Annotated in this window: 14 protein-coding genes and 1 tRNA gene; 5 read left to right on the top strand and 10 right to left on the bottom strand. The window is 66.5% G+C overall.

Annotation, left to right across the window (positions count from 1 at the left end):
- Positions 1-58: 58 nt before the first annotated feature.
- The 5 genes from HMPREF3088_RS09440 to purD are packed head-to-tail and all read right to left on the bottom strand — an operon-like array spanning position 59 to position 5,487.
- Positions 59-1,276 (bottom strand): SPFH domain-containing protein, encoded by a 1,218-nt coding sequence (locus tag HMPREF3088_RS09440; protein WP_070759737.1) that lies wholly within the window; start codon positions 1,274-1,276, stop codon positions 59-61.
- 45 nt (positions 1,277-1,321) lie between these two features.
- Positions 1,322-1,750, bottom strand: coding sequence for an NfeD family protein (locus tag HMPREF3088_RS09435; protein WP_210401523.1), 429 nt, complete (start codon positions 1,748-1,750; stop codon positions 1,322-1,324).
- Positions 1,751-1,789: 39 nt separating this feature from the next.
- Complete coding sequence (gene purB, locus HMPREF3088_RS09430; RefSeq protein ID WP_070759733.1) at positions 1,790-3,232, bottom strand: adenylosuccinate lyase; 1,443 nt, start codon at positions 3,230-3,232, stop codon at positions 1,790-1,792.
- Between the two features lie 55 nt (positions 3,233-3,287).
- Complete coding sequence (locus HMPREF3088_RS09425) at positions 3,288-4,190, bottom strand: Fpg/Nei family DNA glycosylase (protein ID WP_070759731.1); 903 nt, start codon at positions 4,188-4,190, stop codon at positions 3,288-3,290.
- A gap of 19 nt (positions 4,191-4,209) precedes the next feature.
- Positions 4,210-5,487 carry a phosphoribosylamine--glycine ligase gene (gene purD / locus HMPREF3088_RS09420; protein ID WP_070759728.1) on the bottom strand — a complete coding sequence of 426 codons (1,278 nt, stop codon included), beginning with the start codon at positions 5,485-5,487 and terminating at the stop codon, positions 4,210-4,212.
- 94 nt (positions 5,488-5,581) lie between these two features.
- Here purD and HMPREF3088_RS09415 point away from each other — a divergent pair, with 94 nt between their 5' ends.
- Both HMPREF3088_RS09415 and HMPREF3088_RS09410 read left to right on the top strand, forming a co-directional pair.
- Positions 5,582-6,019 (top strand): HIT family protein, encoded by a 438-nt coding sequence (locus HMPREF3088_RS09415; protein ID WP_210401522.1) that lies wholly within the window; start codon positions 5,582-5,584, stop codon positions 6,017-6,019.
- Positions 6,020-6,039: 20 nt separating this feature from the next.
- A complete protein-coding gene (locus tag HMPREF3088_RS09410) occupies positions 6,040-6,903 on the top strand; it encodes an esterase/lipase family protein (protein ID WP_070759724.1) in 864 nt (287 codons plus the stop codon).
- Here HMPREF3088_RS09410 and HMPREF3088_RS09405 read toward each other — a convergent pair.
- On the bottom strand, positions 6,842-8,431 hold the full coding sequence (locus tag HMPREF3088_RS09405; RefSeq protein WP_070759722.1) for a sensor histidine kinase: 1,590 nt from the start codon (positions 8,429-8,431) through the stop codon (positions 6,842-6,844). The genes HMPREF3088_RS09410 and HMPREF3088_RS09405 overlap by 62 nt on opposite strands.
- A gap of 14 nt (positions 8,432-8,445) precedes the next feature.
- Positions 8,446-9,153, bottom strand: coding sequence for a response regulator transcription factor (locus HMPREF3088_RS09400; RefSeq protein WP_070759720.1), 708 nt, complete (start codon positions 9,151-9,153; stop codon positions 8,446-8,448).
- A 272-nt stretch (positions 9,154-9,425) separates the two neighbouring features.
- Here HMPREF3088_RS09400 and HMPREF3088_RS09395 point away from each other — a divergent pair, with 272 nt between their 5' ends.
- Together HMPREF3088_RS09395 and HMPREF3088_RS09390 are read left to right on the top strand one after the other, a co-directional pair.
- The gene (locus HMPREF3088_RS09395) at positions 9,426-10,232 is read left to right on the top strand and encodes a L,D-transpeptidase (RefSeq protein ID WP_070759719.1); all 807 of its coding nucleotides are present in this window, start codon (positions 9,426-9,428) and stop codon (positions 10,230-10,232) included.
- A 100-nt stretch (positions 10,233-10,332) separates the two neighbouring features.
- Positions 10,333-10,863, top strand: coding sequence for a GNAT family N-acetyltransferase (locus tag HMPREF3088_RS09390; RefSeq protein WP_070759718.1), 531 nt, complete (start codon positions 10,333-10,335; stop codon positions 10,861-10,863).
- A gap of 29 nt (positions 10,864-10,892) precedes the next feature.
- Here HMPREF3088_RS09390 and HMPREF3088_RS09385 read toward each other — a convergent pair whose 3' ends face one another.
- From HMPREF3088_RS09385 to HMPREF3088_RS09375, 3 genes are all read right to left on the bottom strand, one after another.
- Positions 10,893-12,656 carry an alkaline phosphatase D family protein gene (locus HMPREF3088_RS09385; protein WP_070759717.1) on the bottom strand — a complete coding sequence of 588 codons (1,764 nt, stop codon included), beginning with the start codon at positions 12,654-12,656 and terminating at the stop codon, positions 10,893-10,895.
- On the bottom strand, positions 12,656-13,996 hold the full coding sequence (locus HMPREF3088_RS09380; RefSeq protein WP_070759715.1) for an acid phosphatase: 1,341 nt from the start codon (positions 13,994-13,996) through the stop codon (positions 12,656-12,658). Before HMPREF3088_RS09380 ends, HMPREF3088_RS09385 begins: the two co-directional genes overlap by 1 nt.
- A gap of 401 nt (positions 13,997-14,397) precedes the next feature.
- Positions 14,398-14,470, bottom strand: a tRNA-Thr gene (locus HMPREF3088_RS09375).
- Between the two features lie 122 nt (positions 14,471-14,592).
- Here HMPREF3088_RS09375 and HMPREF3088_RS09370 point away from each other — a divergent pair.
- Complete coding sequence (locus HMPREF3088_RS09370) at positions 14,593-16,305, top strand: threonine/serine exporter ThrE (protein ID WP_371441317.1); 1,713 nt, start codon at positions 14,593-14,595, stop codon at positions 16,303-16,305.
- Positions 16,306-16,321 lie beyond the last annotated feature (16 nt).

Genomic DNA, 16,321 nt, shown 5'->3' with positions numbered 1-16,321 from the left:
GTGTAGCACCGCGATTGGGCCCGGCTAGACCCCCGCCGGGCCCTCCCCCAGGTGCGCCCTAATTCGTGGGGTTCGTCCACATATTCTGCGGATCCACGCCCTGCGGGGCGGGCTGCTGTACCGGCTCAGCCGGGAGCTCCTTACGAGCGTGCTGCGGCTTCGGAGCCGGATCCATTGGATCCTCCTCCACCGGCTTATTGGCCACCGCGTTCGCCGCGGCCACGGCCTTGGCGATCTCCGGGTCGGAGGCCGTGGAGAACCACTCCTCCGTGTCATCCGCCTCGGCCTTCTCGCGGGTGTCCTCGTCCACGTGGCCCGGCTCGTAGCGGAACACGCCCTCGTCGTCCTTCTTGGCGAAGGCCTTGGCGAACTGCTCCAGGGAATCGCCGAACTGGGACGGGATCATCCACATCGTCGACGCCTCGCCCTGGGCCAGCTTCGGCAGCTTATCCAGGTACTGGAAGGCCAGCACCTCCGGTGTGAGCTTGGAGGCCTTGATGGCGGCGTTGATCTTCTGGACGGCCTTCGCCTCACCCTGTGCTTCCAGGTAACGGGAGGCGCGCTCACCCTCGGCGCGCAGGATCATCGCCTGGCGCTCGGCCTCGGCGGCCAGGATGGCGGCGTGCTTCTCACCCTCAGCGGAGAGGATGCGGGCCTGCTTCTCACCCTCAGCGGTCTTGATGTCCGACTCCCGGCGACCCTCGGCAGTGAGGATCATCGCGCGCTTCTCGCGATCCGCCTTCATCTGCATCTCCATGGACTGCTGGATGGACGGCGGCGGGTCAATTGCCTTCAGCTCGACTCGGCTGATGCGCAGGCCCCACCGGGCGGTCGCGGCATCGAGTTCACCGCGCAGTCGGCGGTTGATCGTCTCGCGGGAGGTCAGCGTCTCCTCCAGCGTCATGCCGCCGACTACGTCACGAAGGGTTGCGACGGAGATCTGCTCCACGCCGACGATGTAATTGTCCACCCCGTAGATGGCCTTAGCGGGGTCGTTGATCTGGAAGGTCACGACGATGTCGATGGCCACCGTCAGGTTGTCCTGGGTGATGACCGCCTGCGGAGGGAAGGAAACCACGCGCTCGCGGGTATCCACCCGGGCGCGGACCCGGTCGATAAAGGGAACGAGGATCGTGATCCCACCCGAGACCGAGCGGGTGTAGCTACCAAGCCGCTCGATGACGGCCGCCTCGCCTTGGGGGATCAGGGCGATGGATTTCACCACGACGAGGGCGATGAAAGCCAACAGAACTAAGAGGAAGATCATGCCGGACATGTGTTTACCGTTTCCTGGTTGGTTCTTTCACGGACTGATTTCCCGCTATTCGCGCTTCCACACGACAGCGGTCGGGCCATCAATATCGATGACGTGAACCTCTTCGCCCCGGGAGAAGCTCTGGGACGGGTCCATCGAACGAGCGGACCAGATGGAACCGTCCAGGCGGATCTGCCCACCGCGGGCACCGACGTCCTCCAGAACCTCAGCGGTCGCGCCGACCAAGGCCTGCTGGGAGGTATCGAGCACCTTCGGTCCGTGCATCCTACGGCGAAGAATGGGGCGCAGGAACAGGATCAGCCCAGCAGTGGCGATGCCGAAGGCGACGATCGCCGCCCAGGTCGGCGCGCCCGCCCACTCCACGAGGCCACCGACGGTCGCGCCGCCGGCCAGCATGAGCAGGGTGAACTCCCCGGCCGCCAGTTCCAGACCGGCAAGGACCAGGGCTGCGATAAACCAAATCAATGCTCCCACGCCTTCGAATTTACCGAATTGCGTGGGAGCGGTGCCGGTTTAGAGAATCTCGCCAGGGGTGTAGGCCGCTGCGTCCGGGTGGTCCTGGACGATGGACTCCACGCGGTCCAGCACGCGGGCGACCTGGGACTCAGCCGCACCGATGAAGGCCTTGCGGTCGGCCAGGGCGTCGTGGAGATCCTGCTCATTCATCGGGAGACGCTCATCCTTGGCGAGGCGCTCGATGAGGTTCTGCTCCGCGCCACGCTCGCGCATGTCCAGCGCCATGCCCACCGCGTTTTCCTTGATGACTTCGTGGGCGGTCTCGCGGCCTACGCCCGCGCGCACCGCAGCCATGAGGATGCGGGTGGTGGCCAGGAAAGGCAGGTAGCGCTCCAGCTCGCGCTCGATCATCGCCGGGAACGCCCCAAACTCGTCGAGCACGGTGAGGAAGGTCTCGCACATGCCGTCGAAGGTGAAGAAGGCATCCGGCAGGGCGACGCGGCGGACGACGGAGCAGAAGACGTCGCCCTCGTTCCACTGGGCACCCGAGAGGTCGGCCGCCATCGTCAGGTAACCGCGCAGCAGGACCTGCATGCCGCCGACGCGCTCGCAGGAGCGGGCGTTCATCTTGTGCGGCATCGCGGACGAGCCGACCTGGCCCTCCTTGAAGCCCTCGGTGACGGTCTCGTTGCCCGCCATGAGGCGGATCGTCATGGACAGCGAGCTCATCGCCGCGCCCAGCTCCACGAGGACGGACAGGGCGTCGAAGTCCAGGGAGCGCGGGTAGACCTGGCCCACGGAGTTGAAGACCTGGCGGAAGCCCAGACCGTCGGCGATCTGCGTTTCCAGCTGCGCGAGCTTCGCCTCGTCGCCGCCCAGCAGGTCCAGCATGTCCTGCGCGGTGCCCATCGGACCCTTGATGCCACGCAGCGGGTAGCGGGCCAGCAGCTCGTCGGCGCGCGCCAGGCCCAGCAGCAGCTCATCGGCCGCGGAAGCGAAGCGCTTGCCCAGGGTGGTGGCCTGCGCTGCGACGTTGTGGGAGCGGCCCGCCATCACGAGCCCCTGGTACTCGCCGGCCAGGCGACCGATCCGATTCAGGACGGCGATGGCCTTATCGCGGGCCAGCACGAGAGAGCGGTAGATCTGCAGCTGCTCCACGTTCTCCGTGAGATCGCGGGAGGTCATGCCCTTGTGGATCTCCTCGAAGCCGGCGAGGTCGTTGAACTCCTCGATGCGGGCCTTCACGTCGTGGCGGGTGACCTTCTCCCGCTCGGCGATGGAGCCCAGGTCCACCTGGTCGAGAACCTTCTCATAGGCAGCCGGGGCTTCGGCCGGGATCTCGATGCCGAGTTCCTTCTGGGCCTTCATCACGGAGAGCCAGAGCTGGCGCTCCATCTTGATTTTCTCCTCCGGGGACCACAGGTTGGTCATCTCCGGGGAGGCGTAGCGGGTGGCGAGGACGTTGGAAATATTCTTCTTTGCAGCAGTCACGCCCCTCATTATCCCACAGCGGCACGGGGCTGCGCCGAGGGGCTGGCGACCAGCGGTTTAAGGGCTATGCCACGGGTTGGCAGCCAGGGCACCAGAAGAGGTTCCGGCCTTCCACCACGCGGTGGCTGATCTCCTCGCCACAGACGTAGCAGGGCTGCCCGGCGCGCCGATACACGTAGACCTCGCCACCGTGGTCGTCCTTGCGGGGAGCCCGCTCCATCGCCTCCGGGGTGTGTTCGGGGCGCACAGTGTCGATCCGCCCGCTGGCCTCACCCTCGGCCATGAGTTCCACGAGGTCCTGCCAAATATTCTCGCGTTCCTCCGCCGCCAGGTCGCAGGCCCGGACGTCCGGGTGGATGCCCAGGCGGAAGAGGGTTTCGGCGCGGTAGATGTTTCCCACCCCGGCGTAGCGGGCCTGGTCCATGAGGATCGAGCCGATGCTGCGGCGGGAGCGGGAGAGGAAGTCATCGAGCTCCGCCAGCTTCGCGGCGTTCTCCGGGTCTACCTCCGGGCCGGTGGAGCGCAGCGGGTCGGCGCCGAGCTGGGCGACCGCGGCGTCCATCTCCTCGTCGGTGATGAGTCGGCACCACTGGGGGCCGCGCAGGTTTGCCTCCACGGCGTTGCCCCAGGTACACATGTCCTCCCCGCCCTCGGCGTCGATGCGGTGCAGGTGCAGGCGCACCTGGCCGCGGGGTTGGCCACCGGTGAAGGGCTCGACGGCCATGGCGCCGATCAGCCCCAGGTGGACGTGGATGATGTGATCCGCCCGCCGGTGCGGGTTACGAGGGTTGCCGAAGCTTAAAAACAGGTGCTTGCCCCAGGCCTCCGCCCGGTCGAGCATGTCACCGGTCAGCGCGCCGGCCTCCTCGGCGAAGCGGCCCTGCGGGCTGGTTACGCGCAGGGCGTGGCCGGCGAACAGCTGATTGAGCTGGGACGCCAGCCGGTGAATCACGTGTCCTTCGGGCATCGGTTTCTAGCCTTCTGGCTTAGGCCTGTCCCTCGCCGGGGACGGTGATCTTGCCCTTGACGGCGGCCAGGGCGATGTCCTTGCGGAAGTGGCCGCCCGGCAGGTCGATGGTGGCAAGGGTGGCGTAGGCCTTCTCGCGGGCCTCCTCGAGGGTTGCGCCCTCACCGACCACGTTGAGCACGCGGCCGCCAGAAGCGACGAGCGCGCCGTCCTTTTCTGCCACACCAGCGGCGCGGACACCGCGGGCCTCGCTGCCCGCCTCAGCGCCCGTGATGACCCCGCCCTTCTTCGCGGACTCCGGGTAGCCCTCCGCGGCAAGCACGACGGTCAGCGCGTAGCCGTCCTTCCACTGCAGCGGCGGCAGCTCCGCGAGCGAGCCGGTGGCGACGGCGTTCAGCACGCCAGCCAGCGGAGTGTCGAGCAGCTGAAGCACCGGCTGGGTCTCCGGATCACCGAAACGGCAGTTGAACTCGATGACCTCAGGACCATTGGAGGTCCAGGCCAGCCCGGCATAGAGCAGGCCGGAGTACGGCACTCCGTCCTCGGCCATCTGCTTGGCCACCGGGATGCAGACCTCGTCGACGATGCGCTGCACGCCGCCCTCCGGCAGCCACGGCAGCGGTGTGTAGGCGCCCATGCCGCCGGTGTTCGGGCCGGTATCGCCCTCGCCGACGCGCTTGAAGTCCTGCGCCGGGATCAGCGGGACAACAGTCTCGCCGTCCACCAGACAGAACAGGGAGACCTCCGGGCCGTCGAGGAAGCTCTCCAACAGCACCGGGTTGCCGGCGGCGTGGACGTCGTCGATGTGGGCGCGTGCGGCAGCACGGTCGTCGGTGACCACAACGCCCTTACCGGCGGCCAGGCCGTCGTCCTTCACGACGAAGCGGGGGCCGAAGCGGTCCAGGGCGGCCTCGATCTCGGCATCCGACGTACCCGGCTGCAGAGACTCCGCCGAGGCAGTGCGGACCCCGGCGCGCGCCATGACGTCCTTCGCGAAGGCCTTGGACCCCTCGATCTGGGCCGCGGCCTTGGATGGGCCGAAGACCGCGAAGCCCGCCTCCCGCAGATCGTCGCCCACGCCCGCGACCAGCGGGATCTCCGGGCCGATCACGACCAGATCCACCCCGAGTTCCTGGGCCAAGCCCACCGGATTCGAGTCATCCGGGTGGAGCGTGGCGATGGCCTTCATCCCCGGGTTGCCGGGGCTCACGTGGACCTCAGAGACGGACTCATCGCGGGACAGGGAATAAGCCAATGCGTGCTCGCGGGCACCGCTGCCAAGTACAAGAATGCGCATAGTGTCCCAGTCTAGCGAGCCAGCCGGACATCGCGACGCGACGCTGCCCCAAAGCCGGTGTTCGCCGATGGTTTCGCGGGTAACATCACGAGGTATGGCTACCGTTTTCACGAAAATCATCAACGGCGAACTGCCGGGTCGCTTCGTCTACCGCGACGCCGAGGTCGCCGCATTCCTCACCATCGAGCCGGTCGCTTACGGCCACGTGCTGGTCGTCCCGACCCAGGAGATCGACCGCTGGACCGACGTGCCGGCCGAGCTGTGGGGCAAGCTCAACGAGGTCGCCCAGGTGATCGGCAAGGCCATCTGCGAGGTCTTCAACGCCCCGCGGTGCGGCTACATGATCGCTGGTTTCGAGGTGCCACACACCCACATCCACCTGTTCCCGGCCTCCGACATGTCCGGCTATAGCCTGCAGAACATCATCCCGATGGATCAGACGGACCCGGAAAAGATGGACGATGCGGCGGCGAAGATCCGCGCGGAGCTGCGCAGCCAGGGGGTTGCTGGCGTGCCGGAGGACGAGGCCTAACACCAGCGCTCTAGAACGATATGTCCCCATCTACGCCCCGGAACCCAGGTCGCAGCCCCATCCTGCACTCCGGTCTGGGCCAGGAGGCTACCCCGCGGCGCTCGCTGCTGGCTCACATCCCGGATCTGGGCGAATGGAATGAATCCCCCACCCACCGGGTGCTGCCCTCCGAGCCGCGCCCCATCGTGGTGGTGCACGGCACCGTGGGTGGTCGCGGGAACTTCGCGCGCATGGTGCCCTACCTGCGCAGCACCTTCGACGGGCGGGACCGGCGAGTGTTCTCCGTCAGCTATGGGGACAACGGAACCACGCCGTTGGCGCAATCCATCGCCCAAACCCGAGCGCAGATCGCCGCGCTCCAGGAAGCCACCGGAGCGGAGTCCTTCGACCTGGTTGCCCACTCCCAGGGCGGGTTGATCTCCTTGGCCGTGGCGAGCCGCCCCGGCGGGGAGGCAGTCAACCACATCGTGGGCCTGGGCGCGGACTTCCGGGGCGTGCACATGCCCTGGTCCGGGACCGCGCGGGAGGCCCTGGTCAACCGGGTGATCAGCACCGTCATGGCTCCTGCCTTCGCGGAGCAGGTTGTGGGCTCCCCCGCGCTGGCCGATGCACTGGCGCCGGCTGGGGAGTGCACCGTGCCGATCACGCAGATCGCCTCCGATTACGACCGCCTGGTCCCCCTCAACGCGGCCTTCGCCCTGGGCGATGCCGAACCCACCGGTGGTATCCCGCAGCATCCGGGCCCGCTGCGGTTGGTGCGAGTGCAGGACTTCTACCCGCAGCTGCAGGTGGCGCACAATATGCTGCCCCGCAACCAAAAGGTCAGTCTTCTGGTGAAATTCGCGCTGGAGAATCCTCCGGCGCCACGGGCAGCTGCACCCTAAACGTGGTGCCCTCCCCCACCGTGGAGTCCACGGTGATCGCCCCGCCGTGCGCCTTGACCAGGGACTGCACGATGGACAGGCCCAGCCCAGAGCCGCCCGAGGCGCGGGAGCGGGAGACGTCCGGCCGGTAGAAACGCTCGAAGAGATGCGGCAGGGCGTCGGCGGGAATGCCCTCGCCGTCGTCCTGGACCTCGATGGTGACCAGCTCCGGGCTTGTCTTGAGCAGGCTGATTTTCACGCTGGCGTCCTCACCGGCGTGCTTCAGCGCGTTCGTGAGCAGGTTGCTGATCACCTGGTGCAGGCGGTTGGCGTCGCCCATCACGACCGGGATGGAGCCATAGTGATTCTCGACGCCGATGTTGCGCCCCGGGAAGCCCGCCCGGGCCCCGTCGGCGGCGCGCAGCGCCAGCTCCAGCACGTCCACGCGCTGGTTCTGCAGCGGGCGGCCCTCGTCCATGCGGACCAGGGCCAACAGGTCCTCCACCAGCAGCCCCATCCGCTCGGCCTCGTCGGAGATTCGGCCGATGACCATGTCCGCATCGTCCGTGGCCCCGGAGCGGTAGAGCTCCGCGTAACCGCGCACGGAGGTCAGCGGGGTGCGCAGCTCGTGGGAGGCGTCCCCGATGAAGCGGCGCATCGTGGCCTCGGACTTACGGGCCTGGCGCTCGGAGGCACCCACCGCGAGGAACGCACCCTGGATCTGCGCGAGCATCCGGTTGAAGGCCTGCGCCAGTCGACCGACCTCGGTGTCCGGCTCCCAGTTCGGGACGCGCTGGTCCAGGTGCCCCTGGGAAATCAGGGAAGCGGTCTCCTCCACCTGGTTCAGCGGGCGCAGGGCGCGGCGCACCAGGTACTGGGAGACGATCATGATGGACGCCACCACCAGGAAACCGATGATGATCTGCAGGTACACCAGCCTGCGGATGGTGTGTTCCTCGCCCTCCAGGGGCAGGGCGACGATGGTGACGGTGCCGTCCTCGTTCTCGACGGAGGCCGCCCGCCACGGGGCGTGGGACGCGCTACCCGCGCGAGCGGGCACCGTCACGGGCTCCCTCGGCTGTTCCAATCCCCGCAGCTCCGGGGCGGAATCGAAGACCGAGTTCAGCGGTTCGATGGAGATCTCGCCGTCCACCACACGGACGAAGAAATCCGTGGGCGGCCGGTTGGGCTGCGGGGTGCTACTACCGGGCTTGTCCTGGTAGGAGCGCTCGTCGTCGGTGGTCCGGTAGGCCCAGCCGTTGATCGCGCTATTGAGCTGATCGTCCACGCGCGAGACCATGAAGTGCTGCAACGTCGAGGTCGTCACCGCGCCGGAAAAGGATAGGCCGAGTGCGGCGAGGAACGTCATGACGACGACAAGGCTGACACGCAGCGGGAAGTTCGACAGGAAGCGCCCGGGGCGCTGGAACTCACCGTGATCCTCGTCCACCGGCCAGTCAGCGGTGCCGGCATCGTCCGCGCCAGGGGAACCAGCGGGGTTCGCTGTCCCGGTGGCGGGGACGTCCGAATTCTCAGGGAGGGAAGCCATCGACCAGGCAAAACCTAGGAGCGTGGCTTACGCAGCACATAACCCACGCCGCGGACGGTGTGGATCAGGCGGGGCTCCTTCGTGTCGATCTTCCGGCGCAGGTAGGAGACGTAGGACTCGACGACGTTGCCGTCCCCGCCGAAGTCGTAATTCCACACGTGGTCCAGGATCTTGGACTTGGAGAGGACGACCTCTGCGTTGACCATCAGGTAGCGCAGCAGCTGGAACTCCGTCGGGGACAGGTCCACGACCTCCCCGGCCTTGGTGACCTCGTGCATGTCGTCGTCCAAGGTGATGTCCTCGTAGGTGATGAGGCTGGATTCCTCGGAGTCGTCCTTGGCCACGCGGCGCAGGATCACACGCAGTCGGGTGATGACCTCCTCCAGGGAGAAGGGCTTGGTGACGTAGTCGTCCGCGCCGATGGTCAGGCCGTGGATGCGGTCCTCCACGCCATCCTTGGCGGTGAGGAACAGGGCCGGGGCGTCGTGGCCGGCCTCGCGGAGCTTGTTGAGCAGGGTGAAGCCATCCATGCCGGGCATCATGACGTCCAGAATGAAGGCGTCGGGGCGGTAGGTTTCCGCGATCTCCAGCGCGGTCTGCCCGTTGTCAGCAGTCTCCACGTCGAAGCCCTGGAACTTCAGGCTGACCTTGATCAGGTCGGAGATGTTGTCCTCATCGTCGACGACGAGAACCTTAACGGGCTGCGTGTTTGGGGTAGTCATGGCTCTATCTTCACCGATCTGCTTCCACCGAGACTGGGAGCTTGCTGAATGCTTGCTGTACATATTTTAGCGCTTGTCCGCTGGAGAATATTCCCGTCGCGGGCGGTGTGGGGTCCGGCAGCACTGAGACGCGATAGCGGCGGATCCCGGGGGACCTGGCTCGCCCCACGCCGCCCCACGGGCAGCGTTGCCAGTTGAACGCAGCATTAACAGGAGGCTCGACCGGCGCGTTCAGCTTTCTCTCACGTGCAAATGGGTTTATTCTGAAGCGCATGACTCGTTATATCGGCAAGCACCGCAAGGTGTCCAACACCTCCAAGAAGCAGTTCGCTGGCGCTGCTGCCCTCGCGCTCGGCGCCTCCACCCTCGGCGTTGGGGCATCCGTCGCCACCGCCTCCGAGGCCAGTGCTGCCCCGCAGCTCGGTTCCTCCGTGGCGGGGTCCTCCCTGCCGCCGCAGATCGCTCAGCTGCAGGCTGACTTCGACGCCCAGCTGCGCCAGGCCCAGGCCAACGGCGTAACCGCTCTGCTGAACGCCCGCGACGCACTGGTGGCCCAGGCCAAGAACCTGCCACCGCAGTTCCGCACCCCGGTGATCCAGGGCATCGATAACTTCGTCAACGCCGTCGCCCCGGGCGCCCTGCAGCAGCGCGAGGCCGCTCGTGCGCCGAAGCCGGCCCCGAAGCCAGCTCCAAAGAAGCAGGCCCCGAAGAAGCAGGCACGCCCGGCATCCAACCCGTGCCCGGCTTCCGCGCACGCATGCGTTGACATCAAGGCCCAGCGCGCCTGGCTGCAGAGGGGCGGCAATCGCTCCTACGGCCCGGTCGTCGTATCTACCGGCCGCCCAGGCCAGGAGACCCCCCGCGGCATGTTCACCGTGACCCGCAAGGTCAAGGACGAGATCAGCTACGAGTTCGGCAATGCACCAATGCCGTACGCCGTCTACTTCACGAACAACGGTCACGCCTTCCACCAGGGCACGACCAACGTGCAGTCCGCCGGCTGCGTGCGCATGGATCGCAAGTCCGCCCAGACCTTCTTCAACTACCTGCAGCCGGGTGACAAGGTCTACATCTACTAATCCCCGACCTGCTGAAAGCTCCTTAGATTTTGGAGCCCACCGGCGCCGAGCACGGATCCTCGATCCCGCGGTTCGGCGCCGGTGTTCTATATTTGGGGGCATGAGCGAGGAAATTCAGGCAGAGTCAGCAGCCGAGCGCCCGAACACGGACGCGGTCGCATTTCGTGTCGCGACCGAGGGCGACCGCGGATTCATCACGGAAATGTTCCGCGAAACCGATACCTGGGGTGATCCTGGGAAAGACCTCTCCGAGCACTTCCAGGATGACCTGGTCCGCTACGTAGACATGTGGACCGCGGAGCAGGGCGGAATCATCGCCGAGTACGAAGGCGCGCCCGCGGGCGCTGCATGGCTGCGGATCTTCACCGAATCCGAGCCCGGCGCGGGCTATATCTCCGATGACATCCCGGAGCTGGCCATCGCACTCCGCCCGACGATGACCGGCCTTGGGCTCGGCCGCAAGCTACTGGGTACAACCCTGGACCACGCCCGTGCGAAGGGCTACCACTCCGTCAGCCTGGCGGTGGACTTCGGCAATGACCGCGCCCGCCGCATGTACTCCAAGTTCGGCTTCATCGACCACGGCGTGGCACCCCACGAGGAGTGCTACGTCATGGTCTACCGCTTCTAGCAAGCGCCCCTTCCCCGCTCCCGGTCGGACTAATAAACCCGCTGGGCGCGATTGAGGCCCGCGCCAACGCTACGGGCACCAGGGGAGCCCACCTCGGCCCGGAAGCTATTGCCCAGGCGGAACGGGGTGTCCTTGGCCAGCACGTGGTCCACGTAGTGCCAGTCGCACTGCGTGGCCTTCTGCCCCACCTCCACGGCCATGTAGCCGTGATCGGTGAAGTTGATCCACTTGAACCAACGGTTCACCCCGGAGAGCAGGTTCTCGCCGGTGTACAGCAGCTGCCGAGTGGCGGCGTCGAAGGCGCGGCTGACCGCCAATGAATCGAAGGCGCTCTTCGCGGTCACCGACGGGGTCACGAACTCAGTGGCCACCGCCTTCGTGTTCTGGCCTGTGCGGTAGCCGAAAATATCCCGCGGAATATCGTTCGCCCAGGAACTGTGGATATCCCCGGTCAGGAAGACCACGTTCTTATCCGGCAGCCCGGCGATCATGTCGATGATCTTCTGCCGCTCCACCATGTAGCCATCCCACTGGTCGGGGTTCAGCGGGATGCCCTGCTCCGGCAGGCCGATCTTCTCCACCAGCCAGTCGTGCAGCTTCGGGTCCAGGGTCGCCGGCAGGGTCATCGGCGCGAACATCACCTCGTTGGCGATGACCTGCCACTTCGCGGTGGAGGACTTGATGGCGTTGCTGAACCACTCGAACTGGCTGCGCCCCATCATGGTGCGGCCCTCCCGACCGGCGGCGCGAATGAAGTCCGGGTCGGAGTCCAGCAGGTGGTCACCGGATTGGATCAGCTGCGCATCGCGGTAGGAGCGCAGGTCCGGGATGATGATCTCCATCAATGGGCCGTACTGCAGGGTGCGGTAGAGGTGCTGGGCGCGCGCTTCGGGGCGCACCCGCACGGGCATCCACTCGAAGTACGCGCGGGAGGCGGCTGCCTTTAGCGCCGGGTAGTCGTCCCCCTTCTTGAAGCTCTCCCCGGTCGCACCCTCGCGCCAGTTATTGTCCGCGAACTCGTGATCGTCCCACACGCAGACCATCGGCTTGGCTGCATGCAGGTCGGCGAGGTCGGCGTCCTTGCGGTAGCAACCCTGGCGGATGCGGAAGTCCGCGAGTGTCTGGGTGACGTGCGCGGGCTCCACGGTGCGGGGCTGCTGGCCGTACACGCCGGTGTAGCCGCCCGTCTCGTATTCATAGGTGTAGTCGCCCAGGTGCAGGACGAATTCCAGGTCATCGCGCTCGGCCATGTCCCGGTAGCTGCGGAAGAAGCCGGCCTCGTAGTTCGAGCAGCTGCACACGCCGAAGCGGATCGTGCTGACATCGTCGCCGGATCCGGGGGCGGTGCGAGTGCGCCCCACCCGGGAGGTCGCCTTCCGCTCACCCAGGTCGGCCGTGAAACGATAAAAGTATGTGGTGGCCGATCCCAGGCCGGTGGCGTCGACCTTGACGGTGTGGTCGAACTCGGCGCTTGCGGTGACCTTCCCGGACGCGGCGACGTCCTGAAATTCGGGGTCGGTGGCAACCTCCCACGTCACGGGGACGTCCGGCCCCTTCCCGGAGCCGGGAACCGCGTCCTTCGTTGGGGTCACGCGGGTCCAGATGATGACGGCGCTGGCGGTCGGGTCACCGGAGGCGACGGAGTGGGCGAAGACCTCGGGGTCCCAGTTCTCCGCACCCAGCACGGCGCGGGCGGGGGCTGCCTGGGTGGCGGGCAGCAGGCTCCCCGCGGCGGCCACCCCACCGGTGGCGGCCATTCCCTGCAGGACGCGGCGGCGAGTAAGCGTTGCCATTAGCCAGCCACCTCCACGGAGCCGTCGTCGGCGATGGTGACCTGGGCGGTGAGCGCCTTGGCCAGGTTGAGTCGCTGCCAGGAGCCCTCCGGGCCCTGCTTATCCAGCGGGTACCCGGCCGGGCCGGCGGTCTGGCGGAGGATCTCGGCGCGCTGGGCGTGGGAGAGGTTCGGGTATTTACCCAGCAGCAGGGCGGGCGCGGCCTGCGGGACCACCATTGGGGCGGACTCGGAGTAGACCGGGGTGAAGCCGTAATTCATCAGCTCGGTGTAGCGATCCACGGATTCTGGGTTGTACCCCTTGCCCGCCTCGGCCTGCTTCTGTGCGCAGTTGGCGAGGGTGTCGCCGCAGCGCCACTCGAGCTCAGCGCGGATCTCCTGGGCGGCGGCGTCCAGGTTGGCGCGCATGCGGGGGTCGTTCAGGCGATCCGCGGCGGCAGCGGTGCCGACCATGCGGCCACCAATAACGTCCAGCGGGTAGTGCACGCCCAGGACCACGCGGGAGTAGCCACCCTCGGCGCCGCGTGCGAGCAGCTCTGGAGCGAACTCGGGGAGCATATAGGACAGCAGCGTGGTGGTCCAGGTGGACTGATTCGTGTGCCCGGAGGGGAAGGATTTCGAGGTGCTGTAGAAGTCCTTGCCCGGCAGGTTGTGCTTTGTGATCCTCTCCGGGGCGGCAACGAAGGGGCGGTCGTTGTTGTAGTAGGTCTTCTCGATGAAGGTGGAGGAGGCCACTCCCCCGGCGCGTGCGGTGGCACCGCCGAAAAGCATCTGGGTCTTGGGAAGACGGTGCTCCTTCAGCGCCTGGCGGAAGTGCTCGCCGAGCTCCTCGCCGAAGGCATCGGCGAAGATGCGGAGCACCCCTTCCTTGGAGGTCGCGGCGTCCTCTTGGGCCTGGGCAATCCGGGCGGTGGGGGCGTTGTTGTTGATCTCGGCGACCTGGTCAAGGTTGGACTTCATGACGCCCGGGTGCTTGGCCCGCAGGTCCTTGAAGCCGTCGATGAGGGTGACGTAGTTGCCATAAGGGTGGGAGCTGAGATCCGACAGGTACCAGCCGTACTCGGAGGCCGGGAAGGCCTGTGGCTGCGGGGCGCCGTTGTGGGGGACGGGGTCGTAGGAGCCGGGGAGCTGGACGGGTCCGGTGGCGGAGCTTTCCGGCAGCAGGTTGCCTCGAGGTGCGGTACCGGCCTGGGAGGAACCGGCCGGAGCGGCGAGCGCTACGGTGGTGACCGCCGGGCTCGCGGCAATGCCGCCGGCGAGGGCGGCGGCGAGGGCTGTTGCAGCGGTGCGGGTGGCGATCTTGCTCGAGCGCGACGGGCGAATTGCGGTCAATTGAGGCATGAAAAAGCTTTCACATTACGCGTGGGGTGAATTATTACTTCTGGCGAGAAAGCCGCGCCGAAGAAATACTTAACGTCTTTCAGCGGCACGAACACACAGCAGAAGAATAGCTTCGAAACAGCCTTGTGCCAGCGCGGATATGAATTTCCCCCATTTGGGTCTAATTAGAGAAACACTTCTCCAACCCCAGTTATATCGCGAGTTAATAGAGGGCAAAACTGGAGTTAATTTTTATTTCGCCTGAAAAGTCATTATTCCAAAACTCTCTCTTCCTCCCCATTTATTGAATGCCCCAAACCACTAAGAACTTATCCCCGCCACCCGCACGGCCTCCCGGGCGCACCCCGGAGCAAGAGTCAAGACATAAAGAAAAGGCTCCGGTTTCCCGGAGCCTTTCACAGAGCCGAAGACGAGACTCGAACTCGCAACCTACGCATTACAAGTGCGTTGCGCTGCCAATTGCGCCACTTCGGCACACCCAACGCCCCGTACGAGGCATGAGCGCTTAAAGAGTAGCAGCCCACCACGAGAGCCCACGAATTTTTAGACCCACCATCACCTCAAGTGCGGGAGGGGGCCTTGTGTACGGTGTGGTTGTGGCAAATTATCTAGCTCGGTTCGCCCGACGCGCCAGCGACATGCTCTTTACCGGCAATCGCGCGACCATCGACGGGATTCGGTTAGCGCCGCCGCCGACGCCGCTGGCCCCGGTGAACCTCACGGACCCGGAGGAAATCCACCGCGTACTGAACCTTGCTGCACGCATCGGGGATCAACTGCTGGCCGCCGGCACCGGCAACTCGGACGCGAAGGCGGAGATCAAGGCGATCGCCGCCGCGTATGGCCTGCACTACACGCACGTGGACATCACGCTGAACACCATCACCGTGTACGCCCACAACGACGAGTCCCGCAGCCCCGTGTCCGCCTTCCGAGTCGTGAAGACCCTCAGCACGAATTTCTCCCGCCTCACGGAGATCGACCGGCTGGTGCGCTCCATCATCGCCGGCGCCACCCCGCTGGATACCGCGGAGCAGATTCTCGCCCAGATCGAGCGCAGCCCCCTGCCGTTCCGCACCCGCTGGGCTTTGCTCTCCTGGGGTGGGTTTGCCTTCTCCATCGCCCTGCTGCTGGGCGGTGGCTACGCTGTCGCTTTCGTCGCGACGATCACGACCCTGTTCATCATGTTCTCGACGGCGTGGTTGGCGTCGAAGTCGCTGCCGGAGTTCTACCAGAACTTCCTGGGTGGCTTCATCGCGGTCTTGCCCGCCGCGGTCGTCACGCAGTTCGCCACGGAACGCGGCTGGTATTTCCCACCCTCACTGGTGGTGGCGTCCTGTATCGTCGCGCAGCTGGCGGGGTTGACGCTGGTCCAAGCGCTCCAGGATGCGGTGACGGGGGCGCCGGTCACGGCTTCTGCCCGCTTCTTCGAGACGGTGCTGAACACGGGCGCGATCATCGCCGGTATCGGCGCGGCCCTGCAGTTCGTCCACATGGTCGGCATCGACATGACCCCTCTGGACGTGTCCACCACCTCAGGCGTACTGGGCGGGACGACGGTGCGCGTGCTCTCTGGCGCGGCGGCGACGGTCTTCTTCTGCTTGGCCTGCTTCACGGAGCGGCGCGCGACGGTAGTCGCCGCGGCGACCGCGTTGGTCGCCTCCATCGCGCACAATATCGTCCAGGTGCTGGCCGAGAGCTCCACGATGATGCCGGCGGCAGCAGCCGCGATTCTGGTGGGAATGACCGGTGGTCTGCTCTCCCGCCGGTACATGGTGCCGCCGCAGATCACCGCGGCTGCGGGCATTACCCCCTTCCTGCCAGGCCTGGCGCTATACCGTGGAATGTCCTCGATCCTGCAGGACAAGCTGGTCATCGGTATGTCGAACCTGGCCTTGGCTGCGGCGACGGCGACGACACTGGCTGCCGGCGTGGTTTTCGGCGAGTGGGTGGCCCGCCGCCTGCGTCGCCCACGCATCCTGCACCGGGAGTACGGCCTGCGCCGCCCCCGCATCGCGGTGCGCGAACGCCGGCCACGGCGCCGACACGGCAACCACGCGGCACACCCCCTGGACCAGCACCCGATGGACCGCTCGGTGCCGCGGATGAGCCGCAAGCGGGAGGGCACCCGGTCCCTGTGGAGCATCGACTCCCTGCTACGGACGAGGCAGCGCCGCAAGCTCGCGAAGATCCGGGAGAACGAGAAGCAGGCACAACAGCAGCCGCAGGAGCAGGCCGACTCCCCGGCTCAGCAGGACCTCACCGGCGATGGTGCCTCAGCTGCGGGCTCCGAACACGGCCGGGACTGATTAGCGTAGAATAGGC

It is taken from the genome of Corynebacterium sp. HMSC22B11 (assembly GCF_001815965.1).
GTDB lineage: Bacteria > Actinomycetota > Actinomycetes > Mycobacteriales > Mycobacteriaceae > Corynebacterium.
This window is presented reverse-complemented; position numbering and strand designations above follow the sequence as displayed.

Coding starts and splice junctions, on each gene's coding strand:
- HMPREF3088_RS09440 (WP_070759737.1), bottom strand. CDS start 1,276: ATGTCCGGCATGATCTTCCTCTTAGTTCTGTTGGCTTTCATCGCCCTC.
- purB (WP_070759733.1), bottom strand. CDS start 3,232: ATGAGGGGCGTGACTGCTGCAAAGAAGAATATTTCCAACGTCCTCGCC.
- HMPREF3088_RS09425 (WP_070759731.1), bottom strand. CDS start 4,190: ATGCCCGAAGGACACGTGATTCACCGGCTGGCGTCCCAGCTCAATCAG.
- purD (WP_070759728.1), bottom strand. CDS start 5,487: ATGCGCATTCTTGTACTTGGCAGCGGTGCCCGCGAGCACGCATTGGCT.
- HMPREF3088_RS09415 (WP_210401522.1), top strand. CDS start 5,582: ATGGCTACCGTTTTCACGAAAATCATCAACGGCGAACTGCCGGGTCGC.
- HMPREF3088_RS09410 (WP_070759724.1), top strand. CDS start 6,040: ATGTCCCCATCTACGCCCCGGAACCCAGGTCGCAGCCCCATCCTGCAC.
- HMPREF3088_RS09405 (WP_070759722.1), bottom strand. CDS start 8,431: ATGGCTTCCCTCCCTGAGAATTCGGACGTCCCCGCCACCGGGACAGCG.
- HMPREF3088_RS09400 (WP_070759720.1), bottom strand. CDS start 9,153: ATGACTACCCCAAACACGCAGCCCGTTAAGGTTCTCGTCGTCGACGAT.
- HMPREF3088_RS09395 (WP_070759719.1), top strand. CDS start 9,426: ATGACTCGTTATATCGGCAAGCACCGCAAGGTGTCCAACACCTCCAAG.
- HMPREF3088_RS09390 (WP_070759718.1), top strand. CDS start 10,333: ATGAGCGAGGAAATTCAGGCAGAGTCAGCAGCCGAGCGCCCGAACACG.
- HMPREF3088_RS09385 (WP_070759717.1), bottom strand. CDS start 12,656: ATGGCAACGCTTACTCGCCGCCGCGTCCTGCAGGGAATGGCCGCCACC.
- HMPREF3088_RS09380 (WP_070759715.1), bottom strand. CDS start 13,996: ATGCCTCAATTGACCGCAATTCGCCCGTCGCGCTCGAGCAAGATCGCC.